We start from the raw sequence: 17,345 nt of genomic DNA on the forward strand, positions 1-17,345 counted from the left end.
AGCAGCATGAGCACCACAACCAAAGGCCTCGAAAGCACTGAGGAACACGAACTCCGTGAAGTGCGTGAAACCCTGGGTGCCGCCTTGGCAACGGCACAGGAACACTTGGAACAAAACGGAGGATTCCTGCCCTTCGCTGTCACTCTCGATGAGGATGACGAACTTCGGATCGTCTTCGTAACCCCTGGAGAGCCGGACGATGAGGGAAGCGTCGACACAGACTTGATGCTGGCGGACATCCTCGAATTGCTGCGCCAAGGCCGTGACGAATACCGTGCGGTGGCGATTGCGAGCGACGTGGTCCTTCCGGAACACGGCTCTGACGGGATCCACGCCGCAGCTGAGCATCGCGGCGGCCGGCTGATGGCAGCCGTTGTCCCCTATGTCCGGACTGCCGAAGGCTTCACTTTCGACAACGCCGAAGCCGACACCAATGAACCCCTCGTATGGGTGGACTAGGCCTTACTCCGTAAGCTTGAGGGCATGAAGATCAATGCCTTCGCGGATGTGAGCCTGCGTGCGCTCCTGGTTCTCTCGTCCGTGCCCGCAGGTGAACTCTTGACGACCCAAAACATCGCCGACGCCGTGGGAACTCCGTACCACCATGTCAGCAAGGCCATTGTTCGGCTGCGGGAGCTGGGCCTCATCGACGTCGAGCGCGGCCGCAACGGTGGATCCAGGCTCAGTGCCGCCGGACAGAAAGCCACCATTGGCCAGATTCTGCGGGAACTGAACACCAGATCCGACCCCGCCGAGTGCCAATCCGCCCATGGCGACTGCCCTCTGATCACCGAATGCGGCCTGCGCCACGCCCTGGCCCGCGCGAGGGAGGCCTTTTACCGGGAGCTGGACGACGTCGTCGTCTCCTCCCTGCCGCGTTTGCGACAAATGGCGCCTGTATTCCAGGCGATCGGGTTGCGATCCGGACTGTAAGGCCGTGTTGGAGCGCCCGCCGACAGTCGGTGGGCTGCCGATTAGCCAAATCCTTCTACAGCGTGTAGAAATTTAGCTATAGATACTTGCATTTCAAATACAAGTATTGGCCGGTCCGCATGCAACCGCGGGCCATTAAGACAGGAGTACCTATGCTCTCGGACAAGTCCTTCCCCGTCATCGAGGCCACTTTGCCGCTCGTCGGCTCCCGGATTGGTGACATCACCCCCAAGTTCTACTCCCGCCTCTTCGCAGCGCACCCCGAGCTGCTCGACGGGCTGTTCAGCCGTTCGAACCAGCGCTCCGGCAGCCAGCAGCAGGCATTGGCCGGAAGCATCGCTGCTTTCGCAAGCCATCTGGTGAGCAACCCCGGCACACTGCCGGAGACAGTCCTGTCACGCATTGCACACCGCCACGCATCCTTGGGGATCACCGAGCCGCAGTACCAAGTGGTCTATGAGCACCTCTTCGCCGCGATCGCGGAGGACCTGGCCGATGTCATCACCCCTGAAATCGCCGAAGCCTGGACAGAGGTCTATTGGCTCATGGCGGACGCGTTGATCAAGCTCGAAAAGGGACTGTACGCGGCGCAGGCCAATGGCGAAATGTGGAGCCCATGGAAGGTGGCGTCCAAGGCTCCCGCCGGCACCGGGTCCATGACCTTCATCCTGCAGCCGGCCGACGACACCCCCATCACCGAAGCACTGCCGGGCCAATACATCAGCGTCAAGGTCACGCTCCCGGACGGCTTGCGCCAGGTCCGTCAGTACTCGCTTTCCGGCGACGCCGGCACCAACCGCAGCTTCACGACCAAGATCGACGACGGCGGTGAGGTTTCGCCCGTGCTGCACAACGACGTCGAGGTCGGCGATGTCCTGGAGATCTCCAATCCCTACGGCGAAATCACGCTCAAAGATGGCAACGGTCCCGTGGTCCTCGCCTCGGCCGGCATCGGCTGCACGCCGACGGCTTCCATCCTGCGTTCGCTCGCCGATTCCGGCTCCGGCCGCCGGGTACTGGTGCTCCACGCCGAAAGCAATCTGGACAGTTGGGCGCTTTGCGGCCAGATGACGGACGACGTCGAGCGCTTGGACGCAGCCGAGCTGCAGCTCTGGCTAGAAGAACCGCAGGCCGGGGCCAAAGCGGGCTTCATGTCACTGCGCGAGGTGGACCTTCCGGCCGACGCCTCACTGTACCTGTGCGGGCCGCTGCCGTTCATGAAGCACATCCGCAACGAAGCGATCAACGCCGGAATCCCCGCCACAAAGATTCACTACGAAGTCTTCGGCCCGGACATCTGGCTCGCCAACTAGCAAGCAGTAGGTGTCGTTTAGAGGCCCCAAAACGACACCTACTGCGAGTCAGTTGGGCGGCCCGGCCATTAGCAGCGGCAGCATCACCTCGTCCACCACGTGCACCAGGAATTCGTCGTCGATCGGCGCGCCCGAGAAGATGAACCGCTGCCGCAACAAGGCGGGGCCGGCCTCGATCCTGGTCTCCGTCGCTACGCTCGGATCGCATTCGCCGCGGGACGCGGCCTGCTCAATGATGGCGCGCATGATCTTTGCCACGTTGCCGCGGGCGTACTCCCGGATCTCAGCCGCCACCGCCGGATTCTGCAGCGCCTCACCCAAGAGCCCGCGCATGGCTTGCCCTACTGCTCCTTCCAGTTGCTGGGCCACGAGCCGCAGGATCGCGAGGGCATCTCCGCGCAGGCTACCGGTATCGGGCGCGGACGCCGGACCAGGCATGGCATCGTAGGCTGCTTCGAGGACCAGGGCCGCGCGCCCGGGCCACCGCCGGTAGAGCGACGCCTTGCTCGCCCTGGCGCGCTCGGCAACGCTGTCCATGGTCAACCCTGCGTAGCCGGATTCGGCGATCTCTTCCCGGACCGCCTTGAAGATTGCGCTATTCAGGGCCGCCCCGCGGCGGCGCGGCAGCTTCCGGTGATCCCGCTGCTGCGGCATCTCAAGGCCTCTCCGCCGAAGCGGCCGGCAGGACCACTCCCCGGGTTCCGTCCACGAATACCCGTTGGCCGTCGGCCAGGATACTCGTGCCAGAGCCGGTTCCCATGACGGCCGGAATGCCGTATTCCCTCGCGACAATCGCCGCATGTGAGCCGAGCCCACCGGCGTCCACCACAACCGCGGCGGCCCTCTGGAACAGCGGCGTCCAGGCCGGGTTGGTATACGGGCAGACGAGGACCTCTCCACTGCGCAACCGTCCGAACTCCGCCGGTCCACGGATCACACGGACCGGACCGGTCGCTTGGCCCCGGCTGGCCGGAGTGCCGGAGACCAGGGCCCCTTCGACCTTGCGGTTCCCGGCGAAGAGCAAAGCCGGATCGAGCAACGGGATGCCTTCGAGCCCGCGCCGCTTCGCCGCGCGCGCCAGCACCAGCGGCCGGAATCGGTCACGGAGCGAAGCCGGCAGCGCGCCGTCGTCGTTGTCCTTGATGGACTCAAGTTCCTCAAACCGCAGGTGATAGATTTCGTCGGGCTCATCGAGCACGCCGGCCAACACCAACCGGCGGCCTAGCTCCCGGTAGGCCCGGCGGATCGGCGGGATGGCTTTGGTCGCGTAGAAGTGGCTGTCCTCGCGGAACGCCATGCCGGCTTGTGCGGACTCGACGGCGGCGAGCACCCGCCGACGCAGCGGTTCGAAGCGGAGGGCCGGATGGCGTTTCAGTGCCGCGAGCGCATCCCCGGACTGGTCAACTGTTTGAGGCCGTTCTCCAGACATGGCCTTAACCAACCCCAGAACCACCTCGGGGGCATCGGACCACGTAGGCGAACTACTGAGGACAACGCTCGTGGTTTCGCGGTGGCCGTACTCGAGCTGGAACGCCTCGAAAGCCTCTCGGAATGCGCGATGACCGGGTTCCTTTTCCACCACGTCCAGGAGCTCACGGGGTGCTGAACCAAGTAACGCGCGGGACAACCCCGGATCGTCCCCCGCCATGGAAGCGAGCCGTTCGAGGGCCCTGTTCGCTTGGCTCGTCCGCGTTTCCGCCCCCGCGATCAATGCAGGCGCAAGCTTCGTCTTGCCCAGGAGCAAGAGCATCAACCGCATTTTCAGCACCGGCACCAGGATGCCCGGCAGATACGAAACCCTCAAATCTGTGATGCTCTGCATCGCCGCGAAGCATTCCCCGGCAAATGCAACAACCACGCGCCACCGCAAGGGGCCAAGGTCCGTGCCGTTCAGTCGTTCGATGTTGCCGAGGAACAGGGAGAAACGCGGATCCCGGGTCCAGGCGGCAGCCTTGAATCGCCTCGCCCGGCGCAACAAGGACAGCGGCGCGGCAATCGTACGGACAGTCGGGCGCGGAACCGGCGGGATGAGCTGGACCACCACCCCGTCTTCCTCCGGCAGCAACTCCTCCACCGCCGGGAAGACCACCCCCACGCTCCCGGCCATCCCGTGCAGCATGGCGAGGATCCCCCTACTCATCCAGCCGGATACGTCCAAGGGATAGGGCCGCTCCTGGAACATCTCGATGAAGAACGGCCCGACGCGCCGTTGGACCGCGTTGAGGACGGGCGGTTGGGGCGGGAGGGCGGTCAAGGGCCTCGACTGCAGGATGTACAGCGTTCCGTCGACCGCCGCCCACTCGATGTCCTGTGGCCGGCCGAAATGTTGCTGGGCTTTCCTTCCCAGCCTGGCAAGTTCCGCCAATTCCTCCGCGGCGAGCCCTGGTTTCGTGCTTTGCGTACCGGAGTTTTCCTGCGTACCGCCACCCTCGGCCACGCTGATCACCACCTCGCGGCCACCGGGCGTGAAACTCAGCGTTTTCCCCGAGCGGTCCAACACGTAGTGCTCCGGCGTCACCCTCCCGGAGACCACGGCCTCCCCCAGCCCGGGGTTCGCGTCCACCACCATCTCGCCGCGCTCGCCCGTGACCGGGTTCGCAGTGAACAGCACGCCCGCCATCGCGGCGGGCACCATTTTTTGCACGACGACGGCGATCGCCACCTCGTGCGGATCGATCCCCTGCCGTCGGCGATAGGCCATGGCCCGGTCCGTCCACAACGATGCCCAGCAATTGGCCACCGCCTGTACTACACCGTCTCCGCCGAGCACGTTGAGATAGGTGTCCTGTTGACCGGCGAACGCGGCTCCCGGAAGATCCTCCGCCGTGGCGCTGGAGCGGACCGCAACTGCCCCGCCGCCCAGCCCCGCATAGGCATCGAGGATCTCCTGCCGCAGCCAGCCGGGCATTTCCGCCCCGGCGAAGAGGGCCCGGAGTGCCGCACTACCGGCACCATCGCCGCCGTCGGGAGCTTCATCCGGCCCGACGGACAGGAAACCGCCCAGCGCGGCACCCACGTTCGTTTCCGCCAGGAAGGACGAGTACGCGTCCGTGGTGAGGATAAATCCCGGCGGCACGGGAAACCCCTGACGCACCAACTCCCCCAGGGCGGCACCTTTTCCGCCGGCAACAGCGATGTCCCCCACGCCAAATTGGGCCAAGGACGCGATGGTCTGCTTCGGCGATTCAGGCGGCCCCGACCCCGTGGAGTCTTTGGTGTGCTGCTGGGCATCGTCCATAACGCGGACCCCCGGAATTAGAGAACTGTTGGTTCTCTAAAAGCTACTCTCGGCCCGATCACGGCACAATGCTCCGCGACGACTGCTCCACCGTGCGGAAACGACGACGGCGATCCCGCACCGAGGTGCGGGATCGCCGTCGTCGTAAGCCAGGTTCCGGCAGGTGGGCTAGGCCAGGCGGGCCTTCAGTCCGTCGAGCTCGGAGATGAGCGCGGCTGGCAGGGAACCGCCGAACTTTGCGTACCATTCCTCGATCGATGCCAGTTCGGTCTCCCACTCGGCCGGGTCGACGCGTACGGCGGCTTCCACCTCGGCGGGGGTCATGTCCAGGCCTTCGAGATCGATGGCCTCGCCGGTCGGCACGAAGCCGATGGGGGTCTCGACGGCGTCGGCCTTGCCTTCAAGCCGCTCGATGGCCCACTTGAGGACGCGGGCGTTGTCACCGAAGCCGGGCCAGGCGAATCCACCTTCGGCAGTGCGGCGGAACCAGTTGACCAGGAAGATCTTGGGCAGCCGCTCAGGGTTGGCCTTGGCGGACAGGTTGACCCAGTGGTTCAGGTAGTTGCCTGCGTCGTAGCCAATGAACGGCAGCATGGCCATGGGGTCGCGGCGCACGACGCCGACGGCACCGGCCGCAGCAGCGGTGGTCTCGGAGGACAGCGTGGAACCCATGAAGATGCCGTTGGACCAGTCACGGGCCTCGGTGACCAGCGGGATGGTGGTCTTCCGGCGGCCGCCGAAGAGGATCGCGGAGAGCTCTACGCCGTCGGGGCTGAAGTACTCCTCGGCGAGCATGTCGATCTGGTCGATCGGGGTGCAGAAGCGGGAGTTCGGGTGCGCAGCAGGCTTGTCGGACTCGGGAGTCCAGGAGTTGCCCTGCCAGTCAGTCAGGTGCGCCGGAGTTTCCTGCGTCATGCCCTCCCACCAGACGCCGCCGTCGTCGGTCAGCGCGACGTTGGTGAAGATGCTGTTGCCCTTGGCAATAGCGCGCATCGCGTTGGGGTTGGTGCCCCAACCGGTGCCGGGAGCGACGCCGAACAGGCCGGCCTCGGGGTTGACGGCGCGGAGTTCGCCGTCCTTGCCGAACCGCATCCAGGTGATGTCGTCGCCGAGGGTCTCGACCTTCCAGCCCTTGATGGTGGGGTCGAGCAGCGCGAGGTTGGTCTTGCCGCAAGCGGAGGGGAATGCCGCGGAGATGTAGTAGGTCTTCTGCTCGGGCGAAGTCAGCTTCAGGATGAGCATGTGCTCGGCCAGCCAGCCTTCGTCGCGGGCCATGACGGATGCGATGCGGAGGGCGTAGCACTTCTTGCCGAGGAGTGCGTTGCCGCCATAGCCGGAGCCGAAGGACCAAATGGAGCGCTCTTCCGGGAAGTGCACGATCCACTTGTCGGGGTTGCAAGGCCATGCGACGTCGGCCTGGCCGGCTTCCAACGGAGCGCCGAGGGAGTGCAACGCGGGGACGAAGAAAGCGTCGGTCTGCGTAATGCGCTCAAGGACGTCTGTGCCGATGCGGGCCATGATGCGCATCGAGGCAACTACGTAGGCGGAGTCGGTGATCTCGACGCCGAACTTCGGATCTTCGGCATCCAGGTGGCCCATGACGAACGGAATGACGTACATGGTGCGGCCGCGCATGGAGCCGGCGAACAGCCCGCGCAGCTTCTGCTTCATCTCGGCCGGAGCCATCCAGTTGTTGGTGAAGCCTGCGTCATGCTCCTTCTCGGAGCAGATGTAGGTCTGTTCTTCCACGCGGGCTACGTCCGCGGGATCAGAGAATGCAGCGAAAGAGTTGGGGAAGAGCTCTTGGTTCAGCCTCTTCAGGGTGCCGGCCGCAACGAGTTCGTCGGTCAGCTTCTTGTTTTCAGCTTCACTGCCGTCGACCCAGTGGATGCGGTCCGGCTGTGTCAGCTCGGCTACTTCCTCCACCCAGGCCAACAGGCGTGCATGCGTAGTAGGTGCCTTCTCAAGCAACGGCAGTCGCGCCAGATCGCCCATCGTGGTTCCCTTCCTCGGGTTCAGTGGTGTGTCCTAAATGCTAGGGGTCGCGGAGTAGACCAATCTGGGTCCAGACATGGGATCTCTTGACCATTTCGACGCAAAACCCCTAAAAATCAAGGATCTGCGTCAAAGATTTGCCAAATTTAGTGACCAAGGTCACATAGACCGGTCTAGTTAGGCAGATTACACCGCATCGATTTGGCACCAACAGCGATCTCGCGTAAAGTTTATTGAGGTTCGAGGGGGGAACGAGTTTGAAACTCCCCAGAATCACCAAGATGCGCCCATAGCTCAGCTGGATAGAGCGTCTGTCTACGGAACAGAAGGCCGGGGGTTCGAATCCCTCTGGGCGCACAAATCAAGACCCGCACCGGCTCCGGTGCGGGTCTTTTTTCGTTAAATTCCAGGCCGAGTTTGGTTGGCGCGCCCTCCAGGTGCCGCGCGCACAAAAGGCAAGGGCCGCCGTCGTACTTCATGACAAAGTACGACGGCGGCCCGTGAGCTTGGGTGCCAGGCTTTAGACCGCGACGGCGTCGCTGATGCGGCGGCGGATCCCATCGAAGTGGCGGTTGAGCAGTTCGGCTGCCGCGGCCTTGTCCCCGGTGGCGACGGCGGTGTAGATGCTTCGGTGCATGGCCGCCGTGGCTACAAGATCTTCGTTGTCGGAGCCGATTTCCACGTGTATTTTCCGGTAGACCTTCCAGAAGACGCCCATCAGGTTGATGAGGAGCTCGTTGTTCAGTGGCTCGAACAGCCGGCGGTGGAACTCGGCGTCGGCGGCGACGAAGTTCTCGCCGGAGTTCGCGAGCTCCTCCATCTGCTTGACGGCTTCTTCGATCAAAGCGAGCTGCTCGGTGGTCATCACATCCATCGAGGATCCGATCAGCCCCGACTCGAGGGCCTGGCGCACGTCTACGAGTTGCAGCGCCTCGAGCCCCTGGTGGCGCAGCGACAAACGGCCCCGGAACGTCAGGCCGTCGGCGAGCGCCTCGAAGTTGCTCGGGGCGACGAACATGCCAAAACCATGGCGGATCTCGATGACACCGAGGGCCTGCAGAACTTTCAGGGACTCGCGCAGCGTGTTGCGCCCTACGCCCAAAGCCACGGAGAGTTCGTTTTCCGTGGGCAATGGATCGCCCGCCTCGAGCTCGCGCTCGAGGATCAATTCCATAATGTCCGACTGGAGGGCCCTGAGCCGGGCCTGTGCGCTGAACCGCGCCTGCGGAACGACACCGGAAGTGGTCATGGCTCTCCTTGCAAAAGTACTCATCCTTGGCCTGGATCCTGTGAGGACCGGGGACAAGGAATCAGTGCGGTGTTAATGTTGAGGTGAGCCTAGCGCCCACCGTGGATATAGTGCTTCGCAACATACAATATCGGATGTCCCATCTCCTTGATAGATGTTCGCCCTTATTTTTGACCGAGCCCCAGGCCGACCCCGCCGGTGAACCGCGGCGCAAGGCCCCGACGGCAGCCCCCGCTGGCAGCGCCGGAGCCGCCCGTCGGGTCGCCAGTGATCCAGATCTCGCTTGACGACTTCGTGTGACCGCCCTTACAGTTTCTTTACGAGCATCGGATGTCCTACATCCGATAACCAGAAAACTTGAATGGTGAGGCATCTTATGAGCAACACGATTAACAAACTGCCGCTGGTCAGCGACGCGAGCCGGCGCAACTTCCTCCAGCTGACCGGGGCGATCGGAGCCGCGGCAGCGTTCACGGCCACCCTGTCCGCGTGTGGCGGTCCTGCCTCCACCACGACGGGCGGAGCGAACAACACTGCGACCGTCAACAAGGACCTCACCATCGAGGCAGGCATCTCCTATGCCCTGTCCACGGGTTTCGACCCGCTGACGTCTTCCGGCGCCACTCCGCAGGCCGCCAACCTGCACATCTTCGAAGGCCTCGTGGAACTCCACCCCGCTACCCGCGAGCCCTATAACGCGCTGGCCGCGAGCGACCCCAAAAAGGTCAACGACACCACGTACCAGGTGACCATCCGCGACGGCGCCAAGTTCCACAACGGCGCCCCCGTCACCACGGACGATGTTGTCTACTCCTTCACCCGCGTGATGGACCCGGCCAACAAGTCCTTGTTCTCCCAGTTCATTCCCTTCATCAAAGACGTCAAGGCCCTCGACGCGAAGACGGTGGAATTCTCGCTGAAATACCCCTTCCCCGGTTTCGGACCGCGAATCTCCGTGGTGAAGGTGGTTCCGAAGGCGTTGGCCTCGACCGATCAGAAGGGATTCGATGCCAAGCCCGTCGGTTCCGGCCCCTACAAACTGATCTCGGCCGTCAAGGACGACAAGATCGTCTTCGAAGCATTCGCCGATTACAACGGCCCCAAGCCGGCACTCGCCAAGGGGATGACCTGGTTGTTGCTCTCGGACGCGGCAGCCCGTGTCACGGCAGCCCAGTCGGGACGCGTCCAGGCGATCGAAGACGTCCCCTACCTGGACATGGACGGGCTCAAGTCCAAGACACGGGTTGAATCCGTGCAGTCCTTCGGCATGCTGTTCCTGATGTTCAACTGTGCCAAGGCCCCGTTCGACAACAAGCTGGTCCGCCAGGCACTCCACTATGGACTGGACAAAGACGCCATCATCAAGAAGGCCTTGTTCGGCAATGCGAAGGCCGCGTCGTCGTACTTCCAGGAGGGCCACCCGGACTACGTCAAGGCAAAGAACGTCTACGGCTACGATCCCCAGAAGGCCGCGGACCTCCTCCAGCAGGCCGGCGTGAGCAACCTCGAATTCGAACTGCTCACCACGGATACCGCCTGGGTCAAGGACGTTGCCCCGCTGATGCTGGAATCCTGGAACAAAATCCCCGGCGTCAAGGTCACCGCGAAGAACCTGCAGTCCGGAGCCTTGTACTCAGACAGGGTCGGCAAAGCCGACTTCTCGGTAGTCGCGGCCCCTGGCGACCCCTCCGTCTTCGGCAACGACGCGGACCTGCTTTTGAGCTGGTTCTACTCCGGCGCCACCTGGATGGCCAAGCGCGCCTACTGGACTACCCCGGAAAGCGCCACCCTCCAGGGCCTGATGGATAAGGGATCACAGGCCGCGGCCGCTGACGCGAAGAAGATCACCGGCCAAATCGTGGACCTCGTCTCCGAGGAACTTCCCTTGTACCCGCTGTTCCACCGCCAGCTCCCCAGTGCATGGGACGAAAAGAAGCTGTCGGGCTTCAAGCCGCTGCCCACCACGGGACTGTCCTTCATCGGCGTCGGCCGCACTTCGTAGCACGCCGCACCCCACCCCAACTGACTCGCATTTGTTGTCGTTTAGACGGCTCAAAACGACACTTACTGCGAGTTAGTTGGGTACCCGCACCAAAGTAACCGGAGAACAAATTGGTCATGATATTGCGTCTGCTTGGACGCAGGCTCGCAGCATTGCCCTTGATGATCCTGGGCATCACACTGCTGGTCTTCCTCGTCCTTCAAGCAGCACCAGGCGACCAGGCCAGCACGGCCCTCGGCGAAGGCGCCAGCGAGGCAGCCAAACAGCAGTACCGCCAGGACAACGGCCTGAACGATCCCCTGTTCGTCCAATACTTCCGTTTCCTCGGCAGGCTCCTGCATCTCGATCTTGGCGTCACCACCCCGCCGTCCAAGTCGGTGGCGAGCATGATCGCCTCGGCTTTCCCGCTGACCCTCCAGCTGACCTTCCTCGGCGTGATCATCGCCATCGTCCTGTCCTTGGTCTTCGGCATCATCGGCGCCCTCTACCGCGACAAGTGGCAGGACCAGCTGGTGCGGATCTTCTCCATCGCGGCGATCGCCACCCCGTCCTTCTGGCTAGGCATCCTGCTCATCCAGTGGTTCGCGCTCGGCGACAACCCGCTGTTTCCCTCGGGTGGAATCGCGACGCCGGAGTCCGGCTTCGGCGGTTGGCTCAACTCGATGGCGCTCCCGGCCCTCGCCCTCGGCATTCCGGTCTCGGCTTCGCTTATCCGCGTGGTCCGCACGTCCATGGTGGAGGAACTCGACCGCGACTACGTCCGCACGGCCATCGGCAACGGGGTCCCCTACCGCGAAGTGGTTTCCCGGAACGTCCTGCGCAACGCGCTCGTGACTCCGGTGACCGTGCTGGGGCTCAGGATCGGCTACCTCCTGGGCGGCGCCGTCGTGATTGAAATGATCTTCGCCCTTCCCGGCATGGGCCAGCTGATCCTCAACGGGATCACCAACCTGGACGTCAACCTGGTCCAGGGCGTGGTCCTCACCATCTCGGTCACCTTCGTTCTGGTGAACATCGTGGTTGACCTCCTGTACCTGCTCATCAACCCCCGAATCAGGACGGTATAGCCATGCGCAGCAAACTTGCTGAACGGCTCAGCGCCCCGGGCGTCCGTTTCAAGTCCCTCCCGTGGGGATCGCGTTTTGCCTTGTTGTTCCTCGTGGTCATCGCCCTGGCGGCGATCTTCGCACCTGTCATCGCGCCGCACGATCCCCTGGAAACGTTCATTCCGGCGCAAGCGCCGGACGGCGACCACTTCTTCGGTACCGACCGCCTGGGCCGGGACGTCTTCTCCCGGCTCCTTTACGGTTCGCAGTCTTCACTCATGATCGGCCTCGGCGCAGTGGCCCTCGCGATCGTCGTCGGCGCAGTGCTTGGCTCCCTGGCCGCGACGTCCAGCAAAGCTGTCAACGAGATCATCATGCGCCTCATGGACATCCTCATGGCGTTCCCGGGCATCGCCCTCGCAGCCGTACTCCTGGCCGCATTCGGCAACTCGGTGCCCACGATCATCGTCGCGATCGCCATCATCTACACGCCGCAGCTCGCCCGCGTAGTCCGCGCCAATGTGCTCTCCCAATACGGTGAAGACTACGTCCGCGCCGAACGCGTGATGGGTGCAAGCCGCCCCTACATCCTCCTCAAGCACATTGTCCGCAACACCGCGGCCCCGGTGCTGGTTTTCGCGACGGTCATGGTGGCCGACGCCATCATCCTCGAAGCATCCCTGTCCTTCCTCGGCGCCGGTGTCCAGGATCCCGCGCCGTCCTGGGGCAACGTCATCTCCTACGGCCGCAACCTTGTCCTGTCCGGCGGCTGGTGGGCTACCACCTTCGCCGGCCTCACCATCCTGCTCACCGTGCTTGCGCTGAACATCCTCGCCGAAGGCCTCACCGATGCCATGGTGAACCCGAAGCTGCGCAAGGCTCCCGTTGTGAAGGACGACGACGGTGCTGCCGCTGCCTTTGCGGGCGCGGCAGTGGCCGGTGCCGCCGTCGATACCGAGATCGCGACGTCGGTAGCCCAGTCTTCCGTGGTCGAGCAGCACGAGCTCGACGGCGTCCGCGCCGCCAACGGCGATCCGCTCTCGGAAGAGGACTACGCGGCGTCTGTCCTGAATGATCCGCGACTCGCGGTGGAGAATCCCCACGCCCTGCTGGATAAGGAGCTCGAGCTCCTCGCGTCCATCGAGGCCAAGCGCACGGACCGGCTCGCCCAGGTCCCCGCCGACGCCCGCAACGTGCTGGAGGTCAAGAACCTATCCATCCGCTTCCCCGGCCGTTTCGGCGAAACCGCGATCGTGGACAACGTCTCCTTCACCGTCCGCGAAGGAGAGACCATGGGCCTGGTTGGCGAATCCGGTTGCGGCAAGTCCATCACCTCCCTCGCGATCATGGGCCTCCTGCCAAAGACCGCCGAGATCACCGGGTCCATCACCTTCGACGGCAAGGAACTCCTGGATTCCGGCTCGAAGCACAGCAACGCCAAGGCCTACCAGGGCCTGCGCGGCGAACAGATCGCCATGGTCTACCAGGATGCGTTGAGCTCGCTCAACCCTTCCATGAAGATCAAGGAGCAGATGACCCAGCTGACCAGGCGCGGCGGCCGCAAGACCCCCGCCGAGTTGCTGGAAATGGTGAAGCTCGATCCCGTCCGGACGCTCGCCAGCTACCCGCACGAGCTCTCCGGCGGCCAGCGCCAACGCGTCCTGATCGCCATGGCGCTCTCCCGCTCGCCGAAGATCGTGGTGGCTGACGAACCCACCACCGCCCTCGACGTCACCGTCCAGAAGCAGGTAGTGGAACTGCTCAACGAACTGCGCGAGCAGCTCGGCTTCGCCATGGTCTTCGTCAGCCACGACCTCGCCCTGGTCGCCTCCCTGGCGCACCGGATCACGGTCATGTACGCCGGCCAGGTGGTGGAATCCGCTCAGGCTTCGGAGCTCCTGCAAAACCCACGGCACGAATACACGCGCGGCCTGTTGGGCGCCGTCCTTTCCATCGAGGCCGACGCCGTCCGCCTCCACCAGATCCCCGGCACCGTCCCGTCGCCGCGCGATTTCGCTCCCGGCGACCGCTTTGCGGCCCGCTCGCTGAGGCCCGACGCCGACCCGAACCAGCAATTGGTCCTCGCCATTGTCGATCCTGCCGGCGACGGAGCAGACCGCGACCACTACTGGGCAAGCCACCTGAAGGAGGACGCAAAGTGAGCGTTTCAACCGGCAAGCCGGTCATCGAGCTCAAAGACGTCAAGGTCCACCACCGTGCCCGCACGGGCGGTCTCTTCCGGCCGAACATCGTCAAGGCGGTCAACGGCGTGGACTTCAGCATCAGCCGCGGCGAAACGGTCGGCATCGTCGGCGAGTCCGGCTGCGGCAAGTCCACGCTCGCTTCAGTGCTCGTGGGACTCCAGGCCCCGACGTCGGGCCAGGTTCTCTTCCACGGCAAGCCGGCCATCAAACGCAACGCCCGGATGCGCAAGGAATTCGGACGCGCCGTCTCCGTGGTCTTCCAGGACCCGGCCACGGCACTCAATCCGCGCATGACCATCCAGGATATCCTCACCGATCCCCTGCAGGTGCACGGCATCGGCAACGCCGCGTCGCGCTCCGACAAGGTCAAGGAACTGCTGGCCCTCGTCGGCCTGCCGCAATCGGCCGGCGAGGTCACGCCGTCGCAGGTTTCCGGCGGCCAGCGCCAGCGCGTGGCGATTGCCCGCGCCCTTGCCCTGGACCCTGACATTATCGTGGCGGACGAGCCGACGTCGGCCCTCGACGTTTCCGTCCGCGCCCAAGTCCTCAACCTGCTGTCCGACCTGAAAACCCAGCTGAACCTCGGCATGGTTTTCATCTCGCACGACATCCAGACCGTCCGCTACGTCTCCGACCGCATCTGCGTCATGTACTTCGGACAGATCGTCGAGGAAGGCCCGGCCGCCCAGGTCTTCGACAACCCGAGCAACGACTACACCAAGAAGCTGCTCGGCGCCGCGCCCAGCCTGCTTCACACCTAAGTTTTTCCCATCCAGATCCAAGCAACGGAGATTTCTGTGTCTACTCAGTTCCAGGGCGTCATTCCCCCGGTCATCACCCCCCGCCACGCTGACGGCCGCGTTGACACCGCGTCCCTGAAGAACGTCACCAAGCACCTGCTCGACGGCGGCGTGTCCGGCCTCTTCGTGTTGGGCTCCTCGGGCGAAGTCCCCTACATGACCAACGAAGAGCGCGACCTCGTCGTCTCCACGATCGCCGACGCGAACGCCGGCGCCGTGCCCCTGATCGTGGGTGCCAACGAGCAAACCACCAACCGCGTCATCGAAGAAGCACGCAAAGTCGTGGATCTCGGCGCCGACGCCATCGTGGTCACCTCCATGTACTACGCCATCGGCAACGCCGAGGAGACCGAAACCCACTTCCGCAGCATCCACGCTGCCGTGGACAAGCCGATCTTCGCCTACGACGTCCCTGTCCGCACCCACTTCAAACTGCCCACCGATCTCCTGGTCCGCCTCGGCCGCGACGGCGTCATCGCAGGCGTCAAGGACTCCTCCGGCGACGACGTCTCCTTCCGCCAACTCGTCCTCGCAGCCAAGGACATCCCCAACTTCGACATCTTCACGGGCCACGAAATCGTCGTCGACGGCGCCCTCCTCGCCGGCGCCCAAGGCGTAGTCCCCGGCCTCGGCAACGTCGACCCCGCCGGTTACCGCCGCCTGTTCGACGCCACCCAAGGCGGAGACTGGACCGCCGCGGCCGCCGAACAAGACCGCCTCGCCGACCTCTTCGACATCGTCTACACCCCCAACGGCCGGGTCTCCGGCGGCGCAGCAGGACTAGGCGCCTTCAAGACGGCCCTCCAAATCATGGGCATCATCGAATCCAACACCATGAGCGCCCCCATGCTCTCCCTGAACGCCGAAGAAACCTCCGCAATCCGGACGATCCTCGAACGCAACGGCCTCGTCTAGGGAGGCGGCGCCGGCTCGGCCCGCCTGAGTTTCGGATCTACCCTCACCTGAGCGGGTTGCCGTCACCTGGGGGTTGGCGAGCGTCACCTTTGGTGGGTTGCAGTGGTCGGGTCGTGCCGGCGGACCAGTTTTGCCGTCCCTTAGCGTTCAGCCCCTCCCCAAGCCTCGCAAGCTCGGCTCGGGCCCCTGGGGCTTCTCTTCCTCCCGACGCCGCATTACCGTCGCTGAGCGCCTTCCGCAATGCTCTGGTCGGCGATGCGGGACTACACAAAACCGTCCCTCCGCCACTCGGGCGATCGGGTCACCGCCCGCTTCGGGAGCGTCGGTATCAGTCGGTGCGGCCGGCGATCGGCGAGGCGACAGCGCAAAGCGCGGGCGCATTGTTTCGTGTAGGCGCGCATCGCCGACCAGAGTTCTGCGGAGGTCGCTTAGCGACCGTAGCGGAACGTCGGGAGGAAGAGAAGCCCCAGGGGCCCGAGCCGAGCTTGCGAGGCTTGGGGAGGGGCTGAACGCTAAGCGCCGGCGAAATGATGGGTCCGCGCTGTCCCAGCCAGAGCTAACCTGATCATCAACGAACCGCAGCCTGGGCGCCGCCGCGACGACGGCTAACCTGACCACACAGCAACGGCAGCAACAGCAATCGAACGATCCGGAGGACAAAAACATGATGTACGTGGTCGGGGTTGATCTTGGGGGGACGAAGACGGCCGCTGGGGTTGTGGGGGCCGATGGGGAGGTGTTGTTTTCGGAGCAGATTCCTACGCTGAATCGGGGTGGGGGCAACGTGATTTTGCGGGAGACGGCGGCACTCGTGGAGCGGCTCATGCGGCGGGCGGCGGGTGCGGGAATCGACGTCGGGCGTGTTGGCGTGGGTTCTGCCGGGGTCATCGATGCAGTGAATGGTGAGGTGGTTTCTGCGACTGATGCGATTCTGGGGTGGGCCGGGACAAGGTTGACGGCCGGGCTGGCGCAACTCCTTGGCTTGCCGCGGGGCTCGGTCAGTGCAGTCAATGATGTGCATGCGCATGCTTTGGGTGAGGCATGGCGCGGGGCGGCTTCGGGGTCTTCGAGTTCGTTGATGGTGGCTTTCGGGACAGGTGTGGGCGGCAGCTTTGTGCTGGACGGCTCTCCTGTTTTGGGGCACCACTATGTAGGTGGGCACGTTGGGCATTTTGCGTCGCCGTACGCCTATCACGAGGGCAAAGCCCTCCCGTGCGTGTGCGGCGGCTCGGGCCACGTCGAAGCGATCGCCTCGGGGCCGGCCATCCATGAGTCGTTCATCCGTTTCGGCGGTTCCTCCGAGATCGCGGACACGCGTGCCGTGTTTGCCGTGGCCCGCGACGGCGATAGTGCCGCCGCGGCTGACAGTGCTGCCGCCGTCAAAGCCATCGGGGCGGGCGCGGGTGCTGCCGGGCAGGCGATCGGCGGGCTCGTCAACATCCTCGACCCGGAGACGGTAGTGGTTTCCGGCGGTCTGGCGGATGCGGGAGATTTCTGGTGGAAGCCCATGGAACGCGCCCTGCGCAAAGAGCTTATGGGCCCACTTGCTGACATTCCCGTGCTTCGCGCGGCGCTCGGCAATACCGCGGCCATCGTGGGCGCGGCCAAACTCGTCCTGAGCTGACCCGCGAACGCCCGAAACCCCGAACA

At 64.3% G+C, this 17,345-nt stretch carries 13 protein-coding genes and 1 tRNA gene; 10 read left to right on the forward strand and 4 right to left on the reverse strand.

What is annotated here, in order from left to right; genetic code table 11:
• Nucleotides 1–6: 6 nt before the first annotated feature.
• The 3 genes from QRN45_RS11325 to QRN45_RS11335 all read left to right on the forward strand — a co-directional run bounded on the left by QRN45_RS11325 (nucleotide 7) and on the right by QRN45_RS11335 (nucleotide 2,246).
• Nucleotides 7–459: a hypothetical protein gene (locus QRN45_RS11325; protein ID WP_284763432.1), complete on the forward strand. Its 453-nt coding sequence runs from the start codon at nucleotides 7–9 to the stop codon at nucleotides 457–459.
• 24 nt (nucleotides 460–483) lie between these two features.
• Nucleotides 484–933, forward strand: a complete 450-nt coding sequence (locus tag QRN45_RS11330) for an RrF2 family transcriptional regulator (protein WP_241710640.1) — start codon at nucleotides 484–486, stop codon at nucleotides 931–933.
• Nucleotides 934–1,085: 152 nt separating this feature from the next.
• The gene (locus QRN45_RS11335) at nucleotides 1,086–2,246 is read left to right on the forward strand and encodes a globin domain-containing protein (protein ID WP_284763433.1); all 1,161 of its coding nucleotides are present in this window, start codon (nucleotides 1,086–1,088) and stop codon (nucleotides 2,244–2,246) included.
• A gap of 48 nt (nucleotides 2,247–2,294) precedes the next feature.
• Here the strand turns inward: QRN45_RS11335 and QRN45_RS11340 are convergent, their stop codons facing one another.
• The 3 genes from QRN45_RS11340 to QRN45_RS11350 form a co-directional block, all read right to left on the reverse strand.
• The gene (locus tag QRN45_RS11340; RefSeq protein ID WP_241709702.1) at nucleotides 2,295–2,900 is read right to left on the reverse strand and encodes a TetR/AcrR family transcriptional regulator; all 606 of its coding nucleotides are present in this window, start codon (nucleotides 2,898–2,900) and stop codon (nucleotides 2,295–2,297) included.
• 1 nt (nucleotide 2,901) lies between these two features.
• Nucleotides 2,902–5,484: a PEP/pyruvate-binding domain-containing protein gene (locus QRN45_RS11345; protein ID WP_264637398.1), complete on the reverse strand. Its 2,583-nt coding sequence runs from the start codon at nucleotides 5,482–5,484 to the stop codon at nucleotides 2,902–2,904.
• Between the two features lie 168 nt (nucleotides 5,485–5,652).
• The gene (locus QRN45_RS11350) at nucleotides 5,653–7,479 is read right to left on the reverse strand and encodes a phosphoenolpyruvate carboxykinase (GTP) (protein WP_284763434.1); all 1,827 of its coding nucleotides are present in this window, start codon (nucleotides 7,477–7,479) and stop codon (nucleotides 5,653–5,655) included.
• Between the two features lie 283 nt (nucleotides 7,480–7,762).
• Between QRN45_RS11350 and QRN45_RS11355 the strand changes: the two genes are divergently transcribed.
• Nucleotides 7,763–7,836, forward strand: a tRNA-Arg gene (locus QRN45_RS11355).
• Between the two features lie 163 nt (nucleotides 7,837–7,999).
• On the opposite strand, the gene QRN45_RS11360 is transcribed toward QRN45_RS11355, so the two are convergent.
• Nucleotides 8,000–8,728: a FadR/GntR family transcriptional regulator gene (locus QRN45_RS11360; protein ID WP_078106576.1), complete on the reverse strand. Its 729-nt coding sequence runs from the start codon at nucleotides 8,726–8,728 to the stop codon at nucleotides 8,000–8,002.
• A gap of 361 nt (nucleotides 8,729–9,089) precedes the next feature.
• Here QRN45_RS11360 and QRN45_RS11365 point away from each other — a divergent pair, with 361 nt between their 5' ends.
• The 6 genes from QRN45_RS11365 to QRN45_RS11390 all read left to right on the forward strand — a co-directional run bounded on the left by QRN45_RS11365 (nucleotide 9,090) and on the right by QRN45_RS11390 (nucleotide 17,319).
• Nucleotides 9,090–10,730, forward strand: coding sequence for an ABC transporter substrate-binding protein (locus tag QRN45_RS11365; protein WP_284763435.1), 1,641 nt, complete (start codon nucleotides 9,090–9,092; stop codon nucleotides 10,728–10,730).
• Nucleotides 10,731–10,840: 110 nt separating this feature from the next.
• Nucleotides 10,841–11,797 carry an ABC transporter permease gene (locus QRN45_RS11370; protein ID WP_274619728.1) on the forward strand — a complete coding sequence of 319 codons (957 nt, stop codon included), beginning with the start codon at nucleotides 10,841–10,843 and terminating at the stop codon, nucleotides 11,795–11,797.
• 2 nt (nucleotides 11,798–11,799) lie between these two features.
• Nucleotides 11,800–13,938 (forward strand): dipeptide/oligopeptide/nickel ABC transporter permease/ATP-binding protein, encoded by a 2,139-nt coding sequence (locus tag QRN45_RS11375; RefSeq protein ID WP_284763437.1) that lies wholly within the window; start codon nucleotides 11,800–11,802, stop codon nucleotides 13,936–13,938.
• A complete protein-coding gene (locus tag QRN45_RS11380) occupies nucleotides 13,935–14,741 on the forward strand; it encodes an ATP-binding cassette domain-containing protein (RefSeq protein WP_078106580.1) in 807 nt (268 codons plus the stop codon). The genes QRN45_RS11375 and QRN45_RS11380 overlap by 4 nt, the downstream gene beginning before the upstream one ends.
• 36 nt (nucleotides 14,742–14,777) lie before the next feature.
• A complete protein-coding gene (locus QRN45_RS11385) occupies nucleotides 14,778–15,695 on the forward strand; it encodes a dihydrodipicolinate synthase family protein (protein ID WP_284763438.1) in 918 nt (305 codons plus the stop codon).
• A 664-nt stretch (nucleotides 15,696–16,359) separates the two neighbouring features.
• Nucleotides 16,360–17,319: an ROK family protein gene (locus tag QRN45_RS11390; RefSeq protein WP_284763439.1), complete on the forward strand. Its 960-nt coding sequence runs from the start codon at nucleotides 16,360–16,362 to the stop codon at nucleotides 17,317–17,319.
• The last annotated feature ends 26 nt before the right edge of the window (nucleotides 17,320–17,345 follow it).

The sequence above is a fragment of the Arthrobacter sp. efr-133-R2A-63 genome (genome assembly GCF_030209795.1).
Taxonomy (GTDB): Bacteria; Actinomycetota; Actinomycetes; order Actinomycetales; family Micrococcaceae; genus Arthrobacter; species Arthrobacter bambusae_A.